Raw genomic sequence first — 20,182 nt, forward strand, 5'->3', positions numbered from 1 at the left:
TGATTGATTGAGTGGCTTAGTGCTATATTGCAAAACTGAAAACTCAACGAATAACGAATAACGAGCAAAGCGATGACATTACATACAATAGATACCGGATTATTCAAATTAGATGGTGGCGCCATGTTTGGTGTAGTACCCAAAGCAATTTGGCAAAAAACCAATCCTGCCGATGCAAACAATCTTTGCACCTGGGCAATGCGCTGCCTCTTAATTGAAGACAATAATAAATTGACATTAATTGATACCGGAATTGGCAACAAGCAGGATGAAAAGTTCTTCAGCCACTACTATCTACATGGTAACGATTCGATGGAAAAATCACTTGCTGCACTAGGTTTCCAAAGTTCAGATGTTACAGATGTATTTTTGACACACCTGCATTTCGACCATGTTGGCGGTGCAATAGTTCGTGAGGGTGAGAAATTAAGTCCGGCATTTAAAAATGCTAATTATTGGAGTAACGAAAAGCACTGGCAATGGGCAACTGAGCCAAACCAGAGAGAAAAAGCATCTTTCCTAAAGGAAAACATTTTACCCATACAAGAAAGCAGTCAGCTGAAATTTGTAGAAGAACAGGAAAACGTCCAGTTCCAAGATAATGTTAACATCACTTTTGCATACGGACATACCGATGCGATGATGTTACCGAAAATTAACTACAAAGGTAAAACCATTGTTTACATGGCAGATTTACTTCCTTCTGTTGGGCATTTACCCCTACCCTATGTTATGGCATACGATATGTTTCCATTAAAAACTTTGACAGAAAAGCAAGCTTTTTTAGAAGAAGCGGTAAACAATAACTACATTTTGTTTCTGGAACACGATCCATTAAATGAATGCTGTACCTTACAAAGAACCGAAAAAGGCATTCGTGTAGCAGAAACTTTTAAGCTAAGCGAAATTTAACTTATGATTCGTAATGCTAAACCAGAAGATGCTACCGCTGTTGTTCCGTTAATTATCCAGGCAATGGGCGAACTGGCAAATAAGTTTAGCAATACAAAAGGCATAGCTAAAACTACCGCTTTGTTCGAGTATTTCTTCAAGCAACCAGACAATCAATACAGTTATCAGAACACCTTAGTATACGAGGAAGATGGTTTGATTTTAGGTTCGCTAAATGCTTATGATGGCGGCAAACTTCTTGAGCTTCGCAAAAACTTCCTGGATTATTTAAAAGCAAACAACCAGTTAACCAACTTTAATCCAGAACCAGAGACTGAGGATGGCGAGTTTTATTTAGATACGATTAGTGTAAATCCCGAAGCGCAGGGAAAAGGCATTGGCAAAAAACTCATCGATACAGGTATTACATGGGCGAAGAAGCTCAACCATAATAAAGTAGGCCTATTGGTAGAAGTTAATAATGAAAAAGCCCTGAAACTTTACCAGAGCAAAGGTTTTAAAATTGTGAAACAGAAAACATTTATCGGCGCAGAATACCACCACATGATTTATAACATACAGAGATAAATCATTTCAATACCATTTCAGAAATTTATTTCAGATTTTATTTGTATTTAATCTAAATAATACCAATTTTTGTATCAATGGAAAAAGCGTGTATCGATATTAACGAACTGGTTAACGTATTCTCAAACAATCATGGTTCTGTTTATCAGTCAGATAAATTGAATTGTTTTTATGTTGATTTCGGTGGTAAGTTTGCCCGTTACAATTGCCTGTCTCTTCAAAAGTTAAAAAAAGTAGTTGAAGATATCGATATAGATGCCCTTCTGCTTAATACCAAAAAAGCCGATTTCGAATTGGTTACTTTCAATGGTTGCGAACACATTTACCTGTTAAGCGCACTTGAAATTATCGCATTAAAAGATTTATTACAAGGAACATTTACAATGTTTAAGCTAAATCACCTGATTAGCGACTGTCTTTACCGTTTGGTTTATTAATTAGTTTTTTAGTTTATTGGGTGTTTGGTTTTTTAGTCTGAAAGGCTAAATAGAATCATTTGTCCTTCATTTTTTACCGAAAAACTATTCTATCTACCTAACTTACAACGAGTATCCGTTTCGCGTTATAACACACATCATCCACCTTCCATTCACCATCTTACGTCCTCCTCTTGTCATTATTTAAACTCATTATAAATACCTACCTATCAGCAATTTAGACTAATTTCATATAGCAAATAATTTGTACAACTAAACAAATACCTAGTACATTTGTATTGTTATTAAAGCACAGAAATTATGAAAGATTTAATGCGTATTAAATGTTTAATATCACAGGATATTGAAACACTTTTAAATCAGCAGATAAAAAAAGAAGCTCACTCTTCATCACTATATTTATCAATGTCATCTTGGTGTGACCAAAATGGATTTGATTTTTCAGCAGATTATTTCGCGAAGCAATCTGAAGAAGAAAGAATGCACCAATTAAAACTATTCAAATATGTTTTAGATATGGGCGGAAACGCAATCTCTCCTGAGGTTACGGGGATTAAAACAGATTTTGCAGGTTTTAGAGAAGTTTTTGAAGATGCACTTGAAGCTGAAATTGCAATTACGCAAAGTTTCAAGAATTTAGCTGCTAAATGCCATAAAGAACAGGATTTTGTTACTATGGAATTTTTAAACTGGTTCTTAAAAGAACAACGTGAAGAAGAATACAAAGCTCGTCGTGCGCTGGAATTATTCGAAGTAATTGGCGAAGAAGGTACAGGAAGATGGGAAATTGATAAGCACGTTAATAAAATTACTTATTCTGAAGCTTAAGAAACAGAATACAATTAACAAAACAAATATAGAAAGCTGCCTTCGGGCAGCTTTTTTTTTGCAATAAAAATCATGTTAAAAAAGAAAGCTTCCTATATTTCTACAGGAAGCTTCTTTTTTGTTTAGGTTGTTTGGTTTATGTTGATTATGAATAAGCTTAATTTATAAAAAAAGCGCCGTTACCAGCGCTTTTTTTAAACCAAATATATAATAATAATTAACGAGCATTACAAATGTACTAAATTTTTACACATTCACAAATACAAACTTAATTTATTTTACATTTTTTCAATAAAAAATACATAAAACACTATTATTCAGCATAAAAAAGTAAATTAATAAGTTAAAAACATATAAATATTAAATTTTATATAAAATATATTCGTTTTTTACTTTCAAAATCATACTTTAATAGAAAATTTAAGTTAAATGATAGAAAATTTTATACAAAATTACTTAAATCACCCCAAAACATACGATGAAATGTTTCTTGATAGCGATAATTTCAGAAATCATTACACAAATTTCATTAAAAACTTCTCAAAAGAATCTCTGGAGAATTTAAATAAAAAGGAAGAGCTAGCTAAAAAGCTCTTCATGAGCCAGGGTATTACCTTTACAGTGTACGATAGCGGCGAAGGAATAGAAAAGATTTTCCCTTTTGATATTATTCCACGTATCATCACATCAAGCGAATGGCTTTTTATCGAGAAAGGCATTAAACAACGTTTAAAGGCGCTAAACCTTTTCCTTAAAGATGTTTACAGCAATCAATTCATTTTAAAGGATAAAATTGTTCCGATAAACGTGATCTACTCCTGCCCTCACTTTTTAAGGGAAATGTATAACGTTAATGTATTGCACGATATTTATATACACATTGCCGGCATCGACTTAATTCGTGATCATGATGGAACATTTTACGTACTCGAAGATAATTTGCGAACGCCTTCAGGCGTAAGCTACATGCTCGAAAATCGCGAAATAACCAAAAGGCTTTTCCCTGATTTAATTCCGCAATGCGGCGTAAGAAGCGTAACCGAATACCCTGCAATTTTATATAAAAACTTAATGGCGCTTTCGCCAAGGGCTGTTTCAAATCCAACTATTGTATTGCTTAGTCCGGGAATGTACAATTCTGCATATTACGAACACACAACTTTAGCCCGCTTAATGGGCGTAGAATTAGTAGAAGGAAGAGACTTAGTGGTAAAAAACCAAAAGGTTTTTATGAAAACCACCACAGGACTGCAACAGGTTGATGTAATTTACCGCAGGGTTGATGATGATTATATCGACCCATTGGTTTTTAACCCGAATAGTGTTTTGGGCGTTGCAGGTTTAATGGGTGCCTATAGAAAAGGAAATGTCGCTATTGTAAACGCAGTGGGTAATGGTGTTGCCGACGATAAAGCGGTTTACACCTACGTTCCGGATATGATTAAGTATTACTTGAACGAAGAACCTATATTAAAGAATGTACCAACCTATCAGCTTAGCAATCCCGATGAGCTAAAATATGTTTTCGAAAACATCAATACAATGGTGATTAAGAAAACCAATGGAAGCGGTGGTTATGGTATGCTAATGGGCCATGCAGCTGGCGAACAGGAAACGGAAGAATACAAACTGGAAGTATTAAAAGACCCCCGAAATTTCATTGCCCAACCAACAATAAGTCTTTCTTCGGCCCCTTGTTTTATCAACGGAAAACTCGCACCCCGCAGAATAGATTTAAGGCCATTTGCCCTCAACGGACCAGATGGCATATCCATTGTTCCTGGTGGATTAACCAGAGTAGCGCTAAAAGAAGGTTCGCTTGTGGTAAACAGTTCTCAAGGCGGTGGTAGTAAAGATACATGGGTTTTAACTTCTTAGAATACGAATATGTTAAGTAGAGTTGCATCAAGCCTATATTGGCTAAGCAGATATGTGGAGCGTAGCGATGGTATGTTACGCATGTTAAAAATAAATTATGCTTCATCTCAGGATACTATCCAGGAATTTACCTGGAAACCAATTATCAGAATATTTTCTGCTGATGATGAAAATGAATTGTTAAGCATACAGCACGATAGTCGGGCAGTTATAGAATATTTATTACTGAACCGGGAGAATCCAAATTCGATATTAAACATTATTACGCTTGCCCGTGAAAATGCCAGAAGTGTTCAGGAACATATACCTAAAGATTTATGGCAATGCTTAAATGAATATTACCATACCGTTAAAGATGAAAAACTGCTTTGGTATGTGCAAAAAGATGACCCGATTACCGCACTTGATATGCTGATTAAGCAGGTTATGCTATATCATGGAACGGCAGACAGTACAATGGAACGTGGCGAAAGCCGAAGTTTTATGAAAATCGGTAAGCATCTAGAGCGCAGCATACAATCGGTTGATATTCTGGATATAAAATTCAGTTCGATAAGCACTAACCCCGATTTGTTAACCGATATTGCTTATTGGAAACACTTATTACTCTCTTTAGGTGGTTACGAATTATACCTAAAAACCTACCGACAAGGTTTTGATGCTAAAAATATCATTGAGCTGGTAATGCTGAATAATGATTTCCCTCGTTCTGCGCTTTATTCCATGAATAATATCGAACGGTATTTCAACAGACTAAAGAGTGAAAGCAACATAGAGCATTACAATAGCTTGTCGTTTAAAATCGGCAGACTAAAAAGTATGATTACCTATAGTTCTGTAAGCAGCATGGAAGAAGAAAGTTTACATAATTATTTAACAGAAATCCGTTCGGAACTTTTCGGTATCGGAAACCTGCTGAATGAATATTATTTCGCAAATTTATAATACGTTAATCATCCCGAAAGATTAAGTTTTAAATCGTTATTAAAAAATCAATATGCCAGTTTTCAAAATAAAACACATCACCAATTATAAATATGAAACGCCTGTTCGGGATAGTGCAAATCAGGTAATCCTTTTCCCGATTAAAGATGATTTCCAAAAAGTAGTTAAACACGATCTGAATATATCAGGAAGCCCGGAGATTGAAATATTTATTGATTACTACGGAAATGAAGTTGGCACATTTACCCAAAACGAACCGCATACCCAACTCAAAATATTTTCGAAAGTAAGTGTAGAAACCTTTGCAAAACCGCTCCCACAAGATGATATGTTCAGCAGTGAGCAATGGAATAGTCTTGAAGCAATAAAATATGAAGTACCTTATATTGATTACTTACGCCAGGAAGTTTTTGAAGGCATTACACAATTAAAGGAAACCGCATTAGCTATAAGACAAGAGGAAGACACCCCATATCAAACCGCAATAAAATACAGTGCAAATGTATTTAACAATTTCGAATACATTAAAGGGGTTACGGCAGTTGACACAACAATTGATGAAATTTTGAAACTGAAAGCAGGTGTTTGTCAGGATTTTGCACATGTTTTAACAGCAATGTTGCGCTTAACAGGGATTCCGGCGAGGTATGTAAGTGGATACATTTGTCCAAACCGCGATGGCATGCGTGGTGAAGGTGCAACACACGCCTGGGCGGAAGTCTTTTTGCCAGAATATGGTTGGCTCGGTTTAGACCCTACAAATAATTGCATTGTAAACGAAAATCACGTTCGTTTAGCCGTAGGAAGAAATTTTACAGATTGTTCTCCGGTGAAAGGTGTTTACAAAGGAGGATTTGAACACATTATGGAAGTAAATGTTTCAGTAGGTTATAATGATGAAGATTTAAACGATAATGAAACCTATTTTAAACCAACGGAGGTAAACTACAGTAAACCATCTGGAACAATTACAACTGCAAGAAAGCAAAACAGTTACCAGCAACATATGGAAGCGATTCAACAACAGCAGCAACAGCAACAATAGTTAACTAATGTTTAATAGTTAGCCACAGATTCGCAGATTAAAAATAATTTTATCATTGCCAGTTGCGAGTTGCCTTAATGGTGTCCGATTATCAATTAAACCACCACAAGATGTCATTCTGAGCTTCCCGAAGTATCGGGACAAGTCGTCGAAGAACTTTTAGGCGTTCGCATTTCGACAGGCTCAATGTGACAAATCTCCTAATTTTAAGTTAGCCACAGATTAACAGATTAAAAATAATTAAGCAGTTATCAGTTTAATAATTCAAACAATTTTACCAATTCAACAATCATATAGTTACCTGTTTTCGGTTTCGAGTTGCCAGTTTAACAGTTTAAACAATTAACCAATTCAATAATAATATAGTTACCTGTTTCCAGTTGTGAGTTTCTTGTTTAACAGTTCAACCAATTAATCGAACAAACAATTACCAATTCAACAATTCAGCAATTAACCAATTAACCTAACCACCCTCTATTTCCACCCAACTAAGCCCACCCACTTCATCTCCGTTTTACTCCAATCCGGCCTAACAAATTTTTGGGAACGCATTGACCAAGCCAAAGTACAAACTTTCAAACAAAAATTTTCAGCCGGTGTTTTTTGTTTCTTTTTGACATCAAAAAGAAAAAGCCTGTCCGGCCAGGACAATTCTGTCAGGACAAAACAACATCAATAATCAAACAGAAATAAAATTTCAATATTATTTTCCTAATTTTCATTTCCTAATACAAACCATTATGAAAATAACAAACATCTGTCTGGTAGGATTTCTCACTATTTCAGCGATATCATCCTGTAAACAAAAAGAAGAATCAGCCAAACTTGGCTCGATATTGCCAGAGGAAATTAAATCTCATATTGCTGTATTAGCCGACGATTCACTTCAAGGTAGACGTCCGTTTACTATTGGAGAAACCAAAACTGTAAATTATATTTCTAAAGAATTAAAAAACGCTGGTGTAGAGCCAGGCAATGGCAATTCTTATATACAAGAAGTACCAATGATGGAAGTAACCACTACTCCATCAGAAAACATGGAAATTTCCGGCGGTAAAGAAAAACTGAATTTTAAAGCCGTAAAAGATTTTGTAGCCTTTAGCAGAAGAGCACAAGACACCATTCAGATAAAAAATTCGCCAATTGTATTTGCAGGCTACGGAATTGTTGCGCCTGAATTTAAATGGAACGACTATAAGGACTTAGACGTAAAAGGTAAAACGGTCGTGGTTTTAATCAGCGACCCTGGCTTCAAATCAAAAGACAAAACAGTTTTCAGAGGCGATACAATGACTTATTATGGTCGCTGGACTTACAAATACGAAGAAGCTGCCCGACAAGGTGCAGCAGCAGTAATTATTGTGCATCAAACTGAGCCTGCAAGTTACGGCTGGTCGGTGATTACCAATAGCAATACAGGTGCAAGATTGTATTTACAAGCTAAAGATAAGTATGTATCGAGGTGTAAGTTAGAAGGCTGGATGACTGAAGAAGCCGCTACAAAACTTTTGACAAATGCTGGCATTACAGGTGATATCAGAGAATATGCCCGTAAAAAGGACTTTAAAGCTGTGCCATTAAATCAATCCTTAACGGTTAACCTAAGCAATAAAATCAAATATTCAACTTCAAAAAATGTTATCGGTATTATCAAAGGCAGTAAACGACCCGATGAAACCATTGTCTATACCGCACATTGGGATCACTTCGGCATCGGACCAAAAATAAATGGCGATTCTATTTATAATGGCGCTGTAGATAATGCAAGTGGCGTTGCCGCAATGCTTTCAATAGCTAACGCTTTTCAAAATACAAAAGAGAAACCAGAGCGTTCCATTGTATTTTTAGCCGTAACTGGTGAAGAACAAGGCTTGCTTGGCTCCGAGTATTATGCTTTAAACCCGGTATATCCGCTAAATAAAACGGTCGCAAACCTCAATATGGATGCACTTGGTTTTTATGGGGCAACAAAAGACATTTCGATTAAAGGAAAAGGACAAAACGAAGTGGAAGATTATATTTTGAAGGTTTTAGCAGATAACAATTTAGATGCTGTTGGCGATACCCGACCAAGTGCCGGAAGTTATTATCGTTCAGACCACTTTAACTTTGCAAAAGTTGGTGTACCCGCAATTGATATTGTGAATGGGTTAACCAGTGTAGAACATGGTGCTGAATGGGGACAAAAACAGAAAAAAGAATATAATGAAAAGCATTATCATCAACCCTCTGATGAATACAGTAAAACGATGAATGCCGATGGAATTACTCAAATTGCAAACATAATGTTTACTGTTGGGCAAAAGCTGAGTAATGAAAGCACATTCCCAGGCTGGAAAAAAGGTTCAGAATTTAAGGCAGCACGAGATAAATCTATGGGAAAATAAGTAGCAATCTGGTTGTACTGAATAAATCACCCTGGGTTACCAATAAACAATTACCGATTTAGCAATTACACAATTAACCATTTCAACAATCAAATAGTTGCCTGTTCTCGGTTGCGAGTTGCCTGTCAAACAGTTCAAATAAATATAAGATGTCATTCTGAGCCTGTCGAAGAACTTTTAGGTGTTCGCATTTCGACAGGCTCAATGTGACAAATCTTCTAAATATTAGTTAGCCACAGATTAACAGATTAAAAATAATTAAGCAGTTAACAGTTTAAATAAATACAAGATGTCATTCTGATCTTCCCGAAGTATCGGGACGAGTCGTCGAAGAACTTTTAGTCGTTCGCATTTCGACAGGCTCAATTCAACAATTTACCTAACACTCCTCTATTTCCACCCAGCTAAGCCCAACCACCTCATCTCCGTTCCGCTTTTTAGCCGGCATGGTCTAGATTTCGGCATGCACTAACTTGCCAAATTACTACCTTCAATAGAAATCTAGCGAGCCGGCAATTTTGGTTTTTCACTATTATATATTTTTTCATTTGTGTTCAAGCTTGCTTCGCAGGTCTTTTTGTTATCAAAAGAAAAGAGCCTGTCCGGCCAGGACAAATCGAACTTATGAGAACAACGAATAAACATTTAAACAGTTCAGCAATCAAATAGTTGCCTGTTCTCGGTTGCGAGTTGCCTGTCAAACAGTTCAGCAATTAATCGATTAAGCAATTAACCCAATTAACCAGCTCTGCAATTAAACAATTTAAACAATTAACCGATTCTGATAATTTAACCTCAATTTTTTTCATAAATTTGCGCCTTTTACAAATAACAATATGATTAAGAGACAGCAAATTAAAGATTTATTAAAATCGACTGCATTTAACACAGAAGTAACGGTTATGGGATGGGTTAGAACTTTCCGTAATAATCAGTTTATCGCTTTAAATGATGGAAGTTGCATGAGCAATATCCAGGTAGTTGTAGATTTTAATAATCTACCAGAGGAGCTGTTAAAAAGAATCACCACTGGCGCAGCAATTTCTGCAACAGGTAAATTGGTAGAATCTTTAGGTAAAGGCCAATCTGTAGAAATTAAAGCAACAGATGTGCAAATTTTAGGTGATAGCGACCCGGAGAAATTCCCATTGCAACCTAAAAAACACAGTTTAGAATTTTTACGTGAAATTGCGCATTTGCGTTTCCGTACCAATACTTTCAATGCAGTTTTCAAGGTTCGTCATGCTTTAGCATTTGCAATTCACCAGTTTTACAACGAGCGTGGTTTCGTTTACATGCATACACCTGTAATAACAGCGAGCGATGCTGAAGGTGCAGGTGAAATGTTTAAGGTAACGGCACTTGATTTCGACAATACTCCTCGTACAGAAGATGGAAAGGTTGATTTTTCTCAGGATTTCTTCGGAAGAGCAACAAACTTAACTGTATCTGGTCAGCTTGAAGGCGAATTGGCAGCAATGGCTTTCGGACAAATCTATACTTTCGGACCAACATTCAGAGCAGAAAACTCAAACACAACACGCCACCTGGCTGAGTTTTGGATGATTGAACCTGAAGTTGCTTTCGCTGATTTAGAAGACAATATGCAGCTTGCCGAAGATATGATGAAGTATGTAATTAAATATGCTTTAGATAACTGCAAGGAAGAGCTGGAGTTTTTAAATAACCGTTTGGCAGAAGAAGATAAACAGAAACCACAAAATGAGCGTAGCGAATTTACCTTATTAGAGAAGTTAGATTTCTGCTTAGCTAACGATTTTGAGCGTTTAACTTATACAGAAGCCATCAAAATTTTGAAATCTTCTAAACCAAACCAGAAGAAACAATTCAAGTATTTAATTGATGAATGGGGAGCAGATTTACAGAGTGAGCACGAGCGTTACTTAGTAGAAAAACATTTTAAGAAACCGGTTATTTTAACAGATTACCCGTCCGATATTAAATCATTCTACATGCGCCAGAATGAACCAGATGCAGAAGGCAGAAAAACTGTAGCAGCTATGGATATTTTATTCCCAGGCATTGGTGAAATGATTGGCGGTTCTCAACGTGAAGAGCGTTTAGACCGTTTAACAAAACGTATGGAAGAATTAGATATCCCACAAGATGAACTTTGGTGGTATTTAGATACCCGCCGCTTCGGCTCTGCACCACATGCAGGTTTTGGATTAGGTTTTGAACGTTTAGTATTATTCGTAACCGGAATGACAAACATTCGCGATGTAATTGCCTTCCCTCGTTTCCCTAAAAACGCAGAGTTTTAATTAGGGTTTAGGGTTTAGGGTTTAGGGTTTAGGGTTTAGGGTTTAGGGTTTAGGGTTTAGGGTTTAGGGTTTAGGGAAAACAACTCACTATATTAAAAAGGTCAGGTTTTTTAAAAAAATCTGACCTTTTCTATTATTGTCATTCTGAGCTTGTCGAAGAATATTAACTAGCATTTCGACAAAACTTGTCCCGATGCTTCGGGAAGCTCAATGTGACAAATCTTCTAATTGCTAGTTAGCCACAGATTCGCAGATTAAAAATAATTAAGCAGTTATTAGTTTTAACAACTCAGCAATTACCAGTTTATCAGTTCAAACAATTTAACCAATTAGAAAATTAACCAATTTAACAATCAAATAGTTGCCTGTTCCCGGTTGCGAGCTACCTGTTTAACAATTTAACCAATTTAACAATTCTGCAATTAACCCTTAAACCTTTCAATCCGCCCAGCTAAGCCTAACCACCTCATCTCCGTTCCGCTTTTCAACCGGCATGGTCTAGATTTCGGAATGCACCAAATAGCCCAATCACTCACTTCAATAGAAATCTAGCGAGCCGGCAGTTTTTGGTTTTTCACTGTTATATATTTTTTCATTTGTGTTCAAGCTTGCTTCGCAGGTCTTTTTGTTGTCAAAAGAAGAAGCCTCCCGATTAAAATCGGGATAAATCATCCGGCCAGGACAAATCAAAGCACCTCACAATCAAAATCGGGATAAATTATTTGAAACAAAAAAAGTCGCATCCAAAGGCTACGACTTTTAACTATAATCCTATCAATCCATTTATGATTAAACAATTAATCAATTCAGCAATTAACCATTTAACCAATTCAAACAATTAACCAACCTACCTACATCCTCCCATCATCTTGCAACGTATCATTAAAAGGATTTGCGTGAGCATAATCAACAGCAGAAACCTTATAATCTGTTGGGGCAAAACTTGCAGAACTACTCAAAGCCATACCCAATTCAAAACGTGTAGGATAAGGTGTTTGCAATAAACTTCCGGCAGGGATATAAGGAAAACTCTCTAAATAACTTTGAATTAAATTTGCACTTACCCGTCTGTTAATGTACGCTCTGCTTAATTGATGAGGCTCTCTCAAACCTGCAGCACCTAAAAGCTCTACCGCACTGGCAACCGTTAAATTATGAAAATTCTTAACCCTCACTTTTTTATCATCAACCACAAGTCCTTTCATTAAACTCTGGTCTTGTGTGGCCACACCCGTCGGACAAGTATTGCTGTTACACTCCAAAGCCTGAATACAACCTAAGGCGAACATCATACCACGAGCTGTATTACACATATCTGCACCAAGGGCAATATTTTTAACCAAATCAAAACCCGTTGCTACTTTACCAGAAGCAATAATTTTAATGTGTTTTTTCAGGTCGAAACCATTTAAAATATCATAAACAAAGGCAACGCCTTCACGTAGTGGCATACCTACTGAGTTCGAAAACTCTTGCGGAGCAGCCCCCGTTCCACCTTCACCCCCATCAACAGTAATAAAATCTGGATAGATTTTCGTTTCAATCATCGCTTTGCAAATGGCATAAAACTCACTTCTTCTACCAATACAAAGTTTAAAACCAACAGGCTTACCTCCCGATAAATCTCTTAATCTCTTTATAAATTCCAATAAACCAATCGGTGTACTGAATGCAGAATGTGCCGGTGGCGATAAAATATCTTTTCCTTGTGGAACTAAACGAATGCGGGCAACTTCAGGCGTAACTTTCTTGGCTGGCAACATCCCTCCATGACCTGGTTTAGCACCTTGCGATAACTTAACCTCAATCATTTTAACCTGATCTCCAACTGCACGCTCAGCATAAGCATCAAAATTGAAAGTACCGTCCTCATTACGACAACCAAAATATCCGGTACCAATTTGCCAGATTAAATCGCCTCCCGGCTCACGGTGATAATCACTGATACCACCCTCACCAGTGTTATGAGCAAAATTACCAAGCTTGGCACCACCGTTTAAAGCCAAAATTGCATTCTGACTTAACGAACCGAAACTCATTGCAGAAATATTATAAATACTCGAAGAATAAGGCTTTTTACAATCCGGACCGCCAACTAAAACACGGGGATCTAGATTTAACTCATGGTGAGAAATAGCAGAAATACTATGACTCAACCATTCATAACCATTTTCATAAACATTTAATTGTGTACCGAATGGAATGGTATCATTATCCGTTTTAGCACGCTGGTAAATCAACGAACGGTTTAATCGGTTATATGGCGTTCCGTTAGTATCGCTTTCTACAAAATACTGATAAACTTTTGGTCGTAATTCTTCCATAAAATACCGCAAACGACCAAAAACAGGGTAATTTCTAACAATACTGTGTTTAGGTTGATATAAATCGTAAATACCTAAAATTACAAATGGACCGGTGAAGAGGAATGTCCACCATAAAAATGGATGATACAGACCTAGCATAATGGTAAGGGCAACTAAAAATGCAGCAATTGCGACGAAAGCTTTTCTCATAATAAATGGGTTAGCGTATGTTTTGTTAATGCAAAGATTAGGATTATTAAACAACTGACACTATTAAATTGTTATTTTTACGCTATGCTTATTAAGATTTATCCAGAAAACCCTAACGAAAGAGCCATTGAACAGGTGGTAGAAGTGCTTAAAAAAGGTGGTATAATCATCTATCCTACTGATACAATTTATGGTTTAGGCTGCGATATTACCAATCCAAAGGCTATCGAAAAAATTTGCCGCATACGCGGTATAAAACCCGAAAAGGCAAACTTTTCCTTCGTTTGTCACGATTTAAGCCACATTGCAGATTACATTAAGCCAATTGACAATACTACATTTCGGGTTTTAAAGAAAGCCTTACCCGGCCCTTTTACATTCATATTTAACGCAAATAACAACGTACCAAAGCTTTTAAGCTCAAATAAAAAAACAGTTGGTATTCGTGTACCCGATAATAATATTGCCCGTTGCATTGTAAAAGAACTTGGCAATCCGATTTTATCAACTTCCATTAAAGATGACGATGAACTCATAGAATACTCTACCGATCCGGAACTAATTTACGAAAAATACCAGGAACTGGTCGATTTAGTTATTGATGGCGGCTATGGCGATAATGAAGCCTCTACCGTTATTGATTGCACCACTGGAGAATTTGAAATCATCCGTGAAGGTAAAGGTGATATTGAAGAGTATTTGTAGAAGAGGTGCAAAAGCTTAAACCCCTATCTGCCCTGCGGAAATTAGATTTCTTAGCACTCTCTATCCCCCTTTGGAGGGGGCAGGGGGAGGATTTAATTGTTTTTTCATGCAAAGCGCTTAAACCCCTATCCGCCTACGGCTCCTTTCCCCTGAAAGGGAAAGGACTGCAAAGCGCAGACCCCTCATTTCCCCTTTCCGGCTGATGTCTACACCCAGCGAAACTACTCTGTACAGGTCGTCATCTCGACCGCAGCGGAGAGATCTTTGAAATTCATTTCCCCTATAACCTATTATCCTCACCTACCGAAACTAACACAATATCAATACTATTTATACTCCATCTCATAATGCTGTTCCAACTCCATCACATACCTTTCAAAATGTGTTTCATAATAATCCTTAGGTACCTGAATCTTAAAACCCACCCGACCAAAAAAATCAACTAACTCCGTATCCTGTTCCGCTTCGAGCAGATACCATAAATTGGGTTTTTGCCTGGCATTAATCAGAAATAAAGCCTGTGTATGCACGCCAAACTGGAGTATCCTGTTTTTAATTTTGAATCTTAAAAAGAGCTCGTAATAATCACCCTTATCCGCTAACAAAAAACTTAACCTTGGCACTTCCATAGAAAAAGCAGCCAGTTGCATCAACTTCTTCATCGGCTTACGCTCTACGTTGCGTAGCCCATAGGTAAAAAGATAATGTGTAAAATACTGAGCAACCAACATAGGTAAAGCCTTGTGCCAAAGCCTGAAAATCTCAGTCTTGTTCACTGCATTTGCCTGTTTAATTTCTGCATCCCTTTCTGGCGAATCTCCGGATTTACGAAACTGCAAAGACGCCAGTCGCTTCATTTCAAAACAAAGTTTATTCAGCTCCAATTGTTGAGGAGAAAGAATTAAATCTCCTGTATCATCCGCCTCAAACACAAAACGCTCGAATGATTTCACACCTTGAAGATTGGCCGTAGCAGAAAAAAATAGGGAATCAGAAAAGGAAAATGGTTGAAATAATAACGTTCCAAGTCCGTATTAGCTAAGCAATAGCCAATACCCTGCGTAGTAAGTTCCGATACAATACAAACACGATTTATTGGTTCATGCTCCATCACGATTCTGGCCTTAAGACCAGGAAATAAATCATCAGGCCTGAAAAAGCCCTTAAATTTTTCTTTCAACTGAATATCAAAGCCGTATCGGTCGTTTATTATATCCAGGTATTTCGACTTACCCGTACTTTCATCAAAACAAGACGGCCAGTAATATTCCTGAAAGTTACATACGCCATTCCACATCATTGCCCTTAAAGTTCGGTAAACATATCTGCTGAGGTAAGATGCGTCGGTATCTACACTACAGCTGACCAATAGATGATCATAGGCTACATTAAAGTAAACTAGAACTGGCTTTTCATTTTCCACTTGTACACGCATCTTCATCAGCCCATGTTTAAAGCTAAGCCGCTTGATATCTACCATGTAGTAAGGATTTTTACCTGCCCTAAAAACTGTATGCGCTTCCAATACCTGCTGACTTAAAACCCGCCCGCCTTTTTCGAAAGGCAATTTATAAAACCGATCAAGTGGTTTTCCGGCAATTGTTTGTGACTTATCCATGTACTGTTGCTCCCTTCGATACTTTAATCTGATCAACCTCCACCTGTAACACTTTAAACTGCGCCTCACATAAATCATTTGCAAGTTTTACAAAACCTTCTACCAGTTCAGAAAAGCGATAGATAGAATGATGGGCTAAAGAAAAACCATCATTATAACGGGCCTGACTAAAGCTCTTCATCATAATCTTCAACAACGACTCATTTTCAGTGGTACCCAGAAAATGCTGAAACGGCAAGTTCGAAAAGCAGGCACACAAATACAGTAGTCGTTCGAGGTTGCGGGTATCAGGGTGGTAATCCATAAAAGTATTAATCAGCCCCATACAAGCCTGCTCTGTAACATGATGCAATAAAAATAGCCCGACATACTCCTGCCCACATTCAATCGCCTGTTCTGCCGCAGCAAAAAAGCCCTCTGCCATGCCCTTACGCTTTCGCCAATGCACAACAGCCCTACCCAATCGCTTTTTTGTATTCGGCAATTCAAGGGGCAAAAGTCTGGCTAAACCTGGAGCAGCATAGCATAATTCCCCCTCATTAAGCACAGAGGCGAAATAAGCATTGCGATGATGGCTGTTTCGTAGCAGCATCTCCTTTGGGTGTACCTGAATAATTACCTTAAAGGCTGAACAGGTTTGGTCTGCAAACTCCTGCACACGGTTTTCCATTACTGCACCATCTTCCGTAATTATGAGGAGATAAAAAGTGCATTGCCGCTGCCCCTTGCCATCGCAGAAAATACTGTTTATTTTCTCCTGATGAACTTTCTTAGCAAACTGATAAATGAACAGAGGCGCAAATGCCTGCACTAGTGCCTCGATTAAGGGATTTAATGACTCTTGTTTTTTGTATGGGTCAATTGATTTGTTGTTCATAGCTATAGGCTGTAAAATAAAACTTTAAATTAGCCATGCTTTAAAGCGTACCGAACCACAAGCAGCTGTTTAAAACAAACGCTTGGTTGTTTTTTACCAGCTCCCAAAATCACTTGCTCATCGCTATCACCACCCTGCTATCTGGCATAGGAACTGATGGAAGGATAGCCTGTCGAAACATTTGCACTGACGCTAAAATACCACTATACAAGGAAGCGCGTCCTGCCCGATTCATCGGAACATAATTCATGCTCATCGCTATCGCCACCCTGCTATCCGGCATAGGAGCTGATGGAAAGGGAAAACGTTAAAGCTTTTGTAGAAACTTTCATAACCTACTGCCCAAGGCATCGCGTTCTACCCGACTTTTCGTCGGGACTTGTGATGCCGTAATAAAGCTTTGACGAGTTTACCAGACATCAGATCCCAGCCTTGATTTTTGTTTCTTTTTATCAAGAAAAAGAAAAAAGATTTGTAGGGCATAGATATACATAGTTAAAACTGCGAGATTTAGCGATAATCTCGCAATTTTTACTTTACTAATCGTGAATTCTTCCGTAAGTCAATTGCTTTAAAATTAAGCTTTGTTGTATCATCAAATTTTAGCCTGTTGATTTAAATTTAATCTGTAATTGCCCATAATGTTTTATTTTAATGGTTAAAAATTATGGAAACTTCATGAACTAAAACCAGAAATCCTTACGGCCTCTCGTAACTTACTCTTTGAAATTGCAATGCTCTACCTAATGTTTACTAAAGAGAAAACTTAACAAAAACCGAAGTATAAGTTATGGTACTATACGATATAATTTATAAATTGTAATTAAATCAACTGCTCCCATGAAAACTATTCTTATCTTTTTACAGCAATATTTCTTGCGCAACTATCATTAGCACAAAATAAAGGCACTTATGTGATAGATGTAGATGTAGCGAATGTAACAGCAAAAAAGCTTTTCCTTTATACAATGAAGCGGACGCCATCGAAGCAGCTTAATTGGCCAAATATTGATTCGGCTATAATCAATGGACGAAAGGCTACATTTAAACGCGACACACTGCTCGAGCAACCTTCATGGTCGTCTGGAATTTATTATATCGACTCTTTAACCAGCAAGAGAAAAGACTTCATTTTTAACAATAAATTTAAATACGGAGGAAAGCATACGAATTTTATTCTTGAAAATGTTGCCATGAAGATTACAGGAGATGCCAAAGAAGCATCTGGCTTAACATTAACAGGCTCAGCAGAAACTGATATGAGCATGCGTTATGGACTTTTGGCACCAAACACCTCAAGCGTGAATAAAAAGATTGATGAGGCGAGAAAAAACGGTGATCATAAGGCTTTATCAGCATCACTAAGTGCAAAAAATGATAGTTTGAGGGCATTTAAAACATTGCTGAATAAGCTAACCGAACAGCATCCATCGAGTTGGATGGTTTTGTTAAACGTTTTTCAGAATGCAAGTCTGCTAAGTCCTTCAGAACTTGCAGAAATAACGAACAAGTTTGATAAAAAGGTTCTATCTACACCTAAAGGTAAAGAACTGGTAAACTTTACCAAACAAAGCAAAAGCTTAATCATTGGAGCAGATTTCCCAACTTTTAACTACGCTAATAAAGATGGGGAAAGGCTAACATTAAATAATGTGAAAGGTAAAAACGGGACTTTAATTATATTCTGGGCAAGCTGGTGTGGGCCTTGCAGAAGCGAAATACCTGATTTAAAAAAGATTTACAAAAAATACACACCAGAAGGCATAAATCTGGTAAGCATTTCTACCGACCATGATATTAGCGCCTGGCGGTTGGCAATGAAACAGGAAATGATGCCTTGGGTAAACCTTTCAAACCTGCCAGGTGATAGCAAATCAATTAATTCAACCTATAACATCTACGCGATACCATCGGCTTTCTTACTCGATGCTGAAAATAAAATTGTGATGCCCGATGAGTACCGTATTCCGATTATAACGGATGCTATAGATAAATTATTGACTAAGAAGTAGAAAAACAATTGTTCGAGATGTTTGCATCTGTCCATCTCAAACTTTAATAATAAACGAGGATTTGCAATCCATGAGCTTAATATTCTTAAACCAGAATTTATAAAAGCTATAAATATTAACGCTGTGGGATTACAAATCCCCGCAAAGCAAAGAGTAATTCGAGATGTCTTTCAGAACATCTCGAATAACTGAATAGTTGATAAATTATATAGCAACCACCCCACCTTGCAGGCACCCCTCTAGAGGGGAATTACCCCTCAAAGTTCTAGAATCCTCCCCAACCTCCCGAAAATTCGGGACAGGCTCCTCCAAAGAGGAATAGCGTGTGCTATAAAATCCAGCTCAAAAGATCTCTCCACTACGGTCGAGATGACGGATACGCTATGGCCATCTTGCTATCCTTCCCCTTTCAGGGGGAAGGTGCCCATCGGACGGATGGGGGTTTTAAGCATCATATGACGAGCAATAACCACCCCGCCTTGCAGGCACCCCTCCTTAAAACAAGGTGGGGAGTTTTCCCTCAAAGTTCTGGAATCCTCCACCTCCCCCCTCCAAAGGGGGGTAGCGTGTGCTATAAAATCCAGCTTAAAAGATCTCTCCACTACGGTCGAGATGACGGATACGCTATATGCAATTTGCTATCCGGCATAGCAGATTTTGGAAGCAGAAAGCAAGAGAATACTTGCAATAGCCTTAACCTATCGAATGACCAAGGAGATTTGCAGCCCAAGGGGAAAGAGAGCGAAAGGATGGCCTCAAATATCCGCCAATGGTATTCGCTTAGCTTTATGCGACAAAATGTGCTAGCCTTGAACTTTTGGTACTTTTCTTTCAAGAGAAAAGGACTAGGCCGCCGCCAATGAGGCAAAAAAAATATTTAAAAGCCCTCCATGCAGGTGCCCCATTAAAGAGAAATTGTACTTCAAAGTTCTGGAATCCTCCCCAACCTCCCGAAAATTCGGGACAGGCTCCTTAAACAATTATGAGAATTTAACCAATAAAAATTTTGCAATTTAAAAGATCTTTCCACTGCGGTCGAGATGACGAAACGCTATGGCCATCTTGCTATCCTTCCCCTTTCAGGGGGAAGGTGCCCACAGGGCGGATGGGGGGTTATACATTATATAGGGATTACAAATCCAGGCAATGAGTAATTCGAGATGCCTTTCA

15 protein-coding genes are annotated in these 20,182 nt (G+C 37.7%); 11 read left to right on the forward strand and 4 right to left on the reverse strand.

Annotation, left to right across the window (positions count from 1 at the left end; genetic code table 11):
• Positions 1 to 72: 72 nt before the first annotated feature.
• The 9 genes from ACO05K_RS08545 to asnS all read left to right on the forward strand — a co-directional run bounded on the left by ACO05K_RS08545 (position 73) and on the right by asnS (position 11,284).
• Complete coding sequence (locus tag ACO05K_RS08545; RefSeq protein WP_421944021.1) at positions 73 to 912, forward strand: MBL fold metallo-hydrolase; 840 nt, start codon at positions 73 to 75, stop codon at positions 910 to 912.
• Positions 913 to 915: 3 nt separating this feature from the next.
• Entirely contained in the window at positions 916 to 1,479 is a 564-nt protein-coding gene (locus ACO05K_RS08550) for a GNAT family N-acetyltransferase (RefSeq protein WP_421944022.1), read from the forward strand.
• Between the two features lie 77 nt (positions 1,480 to 1,556).
• Complete coding sequence (locus tag ACO05K_RS08555; protein ID WP_421944023.1) at positions 1,557 to 1,916, forward strand: hypothetical protein; 360 nt, start codon at positions 1,557 to 1,559, stop codon at positions 1,914 to 1,916.
• 300 nt (positions 1,917 to 2,216) lie between these two features.
• Positions 2,217 to 2,744 (forward strand): ferritin, encoded by a 528-nt coding sequence (locus ACO05K_RS08560; protein ID WP_421944024.1) that lies wholly within the window; start codon positions 2,217 to 2,219, stop codon positions 2,742 to 2,744.
• A gap of 429 nt (positions 2,745 to 3,173) precedes the next feature.
• Complete coding sequence (locus ACO05K_RS08565; protein WP_421944025.1) at positions 3,174 to 4,622, forward strand: circularly permuted type 2 ATP-grasp protein; 1,449 nt, start codon at positions 3,174 to 3,176, stop codon at positions 4,620 to 4,622.
• 9 nt (positions 4,623 to 4,631) lie between these two features.
• Entirely contained in the window at positions 4,632 to 5,567 is a 936-nt protein-coding gene (locus ACO05K_RS08570) for an alpha-E domain-containing protein (RefSeq protein WP_421944026.1), read from the forward strand.
• A gap of 52 nt (positions 5,568 to 5,619) precedes the next feature.
• Entirely contained in the window at positions 5,620 to 6,612 is a 993-nt protein-coding gene (locus ACO05K_RS08575; RefSeq protein ID WP_421944027.1) for a transglutaminase family protein, read from the forward strand.
• Positions 6,613 to 7,352: 740 nt separating this feature from the next.
• Positions 7,353 to 8,999: a M28 family metallopeptidase gene (locus tag ACO05K_RS08580; protein ID WP_421944028.1), complete on the forward strand. Its 1,647-nt coding sequence runs from the start codon at positions 7,353 to 7,355 to the stop codon at positions 8,997 to 8,999.
• Positions 9,000 to 9,835: 836 nt separating this feature from the next.
• Positions 9,836 to 11,284, forward strand: coding sequence for an asparagine--tRNA ligase (gene asnS / locus ACO05K_RS08585; RefSeq protein ID WP_421944029.1), 1,449 nt, complete (start codon positions 9,836 to 9,838; stop codon positions 11,282 to 11,284).
• Positions 11,285 to 12,135: 851 nt separating this feature from the next.
• On the opposite strand, the gene ACO05K_RS08590 is transcribed toward asnS, so the two are convergent.
• Positions 12,136 to 13,800 carry an FMN-binding glutamate synthase family protein gene (locus ACO05K_RS08590; RefSeq protein WP_421944030.1) on the reverse strand — a complete coding sequence of 555 codons (1,665 nt, stop codon included), beginning with the start codon at positions 13,798 to 13,800 and terminating at the stop codon, positions 12,136 to 12,138.
• 84 nt (positions 13,801 to 13,884) lie between these two features.
• Between ACO05K_RS08590 and ACO05K_RS08595 the strand changes: the two genes are divergently transcribed.
• Entirely contained in the window at positions 13,885 to 14,505 is a 621-nt protein-coding gene (locus tag ACO05K_RS08595; RefSeq protein WP_421944031.1) for an L-threonylcarbamoyladenylate synthase, read from the forward strand.
• 326 nt (positions 14,506 to 14,831) lie between these two features.
• On the opposite strand, the gene ACO05K_RS08600 is transcribed toward ACO05K_RS08595, so the two are convergent.
• Genes ACO05K_RS08600 through ACO05K_RS08610 form a run of 3 tightly spaced genes read right to left on the reverse strand, consistent with a single transcriptional unit; the run spans position 14,832 to position 17,000 of the window.
• On the reverse strand, positions 14,832 to 15,458 hold the full coding sequence (locus ACO05K_RS08600) for a hypothetical protein (RefSeq protein ID WP_421944032.1): 627 nt from the start codon (positions 15,456 to 15,458) through the stop codon (positions 14,832 to 14,834).
• Positions 15,455 to 16,123: a hypothetical protein gene (locus tag ACO05K_RS08605; protein WP_421944033.1), complete on the reverse strand. Its 669-nt coding sequence runs from the start codon at positions 16,121 to 16,123 to the stop codon at positions 15,455 to 15,457. The genes ACO05K_RS08600 and ACO05K_RS08605 overlap by 4 nt, the downstream gene beginning before the upstream one ends.
• A complete protein-coding gene (locus ACO05K_RS08610; RefSeq protein ID WP_421944034.1) occupies positions 16,116 to 17,000 on the reverse strand; it encodes a hypothetical protein in 885 nt (294 codons plus the stop codon). The genes ACO05K_RS08605 and ACO05K_RS08610 overlap by 8 nt, the downstream gene beginning before the upstream one ends.
• 914 nt (positions 17,001 to 17,914) lie before the next feature.
• On the opposite strand from ACO05K_RS08610, the gene ACO05K_RS08615 reads away from it, so the two are divergent.
• Entirely contained in the window at positions 17,915 to 19,012 is a 1,098-nt protein-coding gene (locus ACO05K_RS08615) for a TlpA family protein disulfide reductase (RefSeq protein WP_421944035.1), read from the forward strand.
• The last annotated feature ends 1,170 nt before the right edge of the window (positions 19,013 to 20,182 follow it).

This window comes from Pedobacter sp. (genome assembly GCF_965227205.1).
Lineage (GTDB): Bacteria > Bacteroidota > Bacteroidia > Sphingobacteriales > Sphingobacteriaceae > Pedobacter.

Excerpts from the sequence above, each read along its gene's own strand:
- ACO05K_RS08545 (WP_421944021.1), top strand. The coding sequence starts at position 73 with ATGACATTACATACAATAGATACCGGATTATTCAAATTAGATGGTGGC.
- ACO05K_RS08550 (WP_421944022.1), top strand. The coding sequence starts at position 916 with ATGATTCGTAATGCTAAACCAGAAGATGCTACCGCTGTTGTTCCGTTA.
- ACO05K_RS08555 (WP_421944023.1), top strand. The coding sequence starts at position 1,557 with ATGGAAAAAGCGTGTATCGATATTAACGAACTGGTTAACGTATTCTCA.
- ACO05K_RS08560 (WP_421944024.1), top strand. The coding sequence starts at position 2,217 with ATGAAAGATTTAATGCGTATTAAATGTTTAATATCACAGGATATTGAA.
- ACO05K_RS08565 (WP_421944025.1), top strand. The coding sequence starts at position 3,174 with ATGATAGAAAATTTTATACAAAATTACTTAAATCACCCCAAAACATAC.
- ACO05K_RS08570 (WP_421944026.1), top strand. The coding sequence starts at position 4,632 with ATGTTAAGTAGAGTTGCATCAAGCCTATATTGGCTAAGCAGATATGTG.
- ACO05K_RS08575 (WP_421944027.1), top strand. The coding sequence starts at position 5,620 with ATGCCAGTTTTCAAAATAAAACACATCACCAATTATAAATATGAAACG.
- ACO05K_RS08580 (WP_421944028.1), top strand. The coding sequence starts at position 7,353 with ATGAAAATAACAAACATCTGTCTGGTAGGATTTCTCACTATTTCAGCG.
- asnS (WP_421944029.1), top strand. The coding sequence starts at position 9,836 with ATGATTAAGAGACAGCAAATTAAAGATTTATTAAAATCGACTGCATTT.
- ACO05K_RS08590 (WP_421944030.1), bottom strand. The coding sequence starts at position 13,800 with ATGAGAAAAGCTTTCGTCGCAATTGCTGCATTTTTAGTTGCCCTTACC.
- ACO05K_RS08595 (WP_421944031.1), top strand. The coding sequence starts at position 13,885 with ATGCTTATTAAGATTTATCCAGAAAACCCTAACGAAAGAGCCATTGAA.
- ACO05K_RS08605 (WP_421944033.1), bottom strand. The coding sequence starts at position 16,123 with ATGGATAAGTCACAAACAATTGCCGGAAAACCACTTGATCGGTTTTAT.
- ACO05K_RS08610 (WP_421944034.1), bottom strand. The coding sequence starts at position 17,000 with ATGAACAACAAATCAATTGACCCATACAAAAAACAAGAGTCATTAAAT.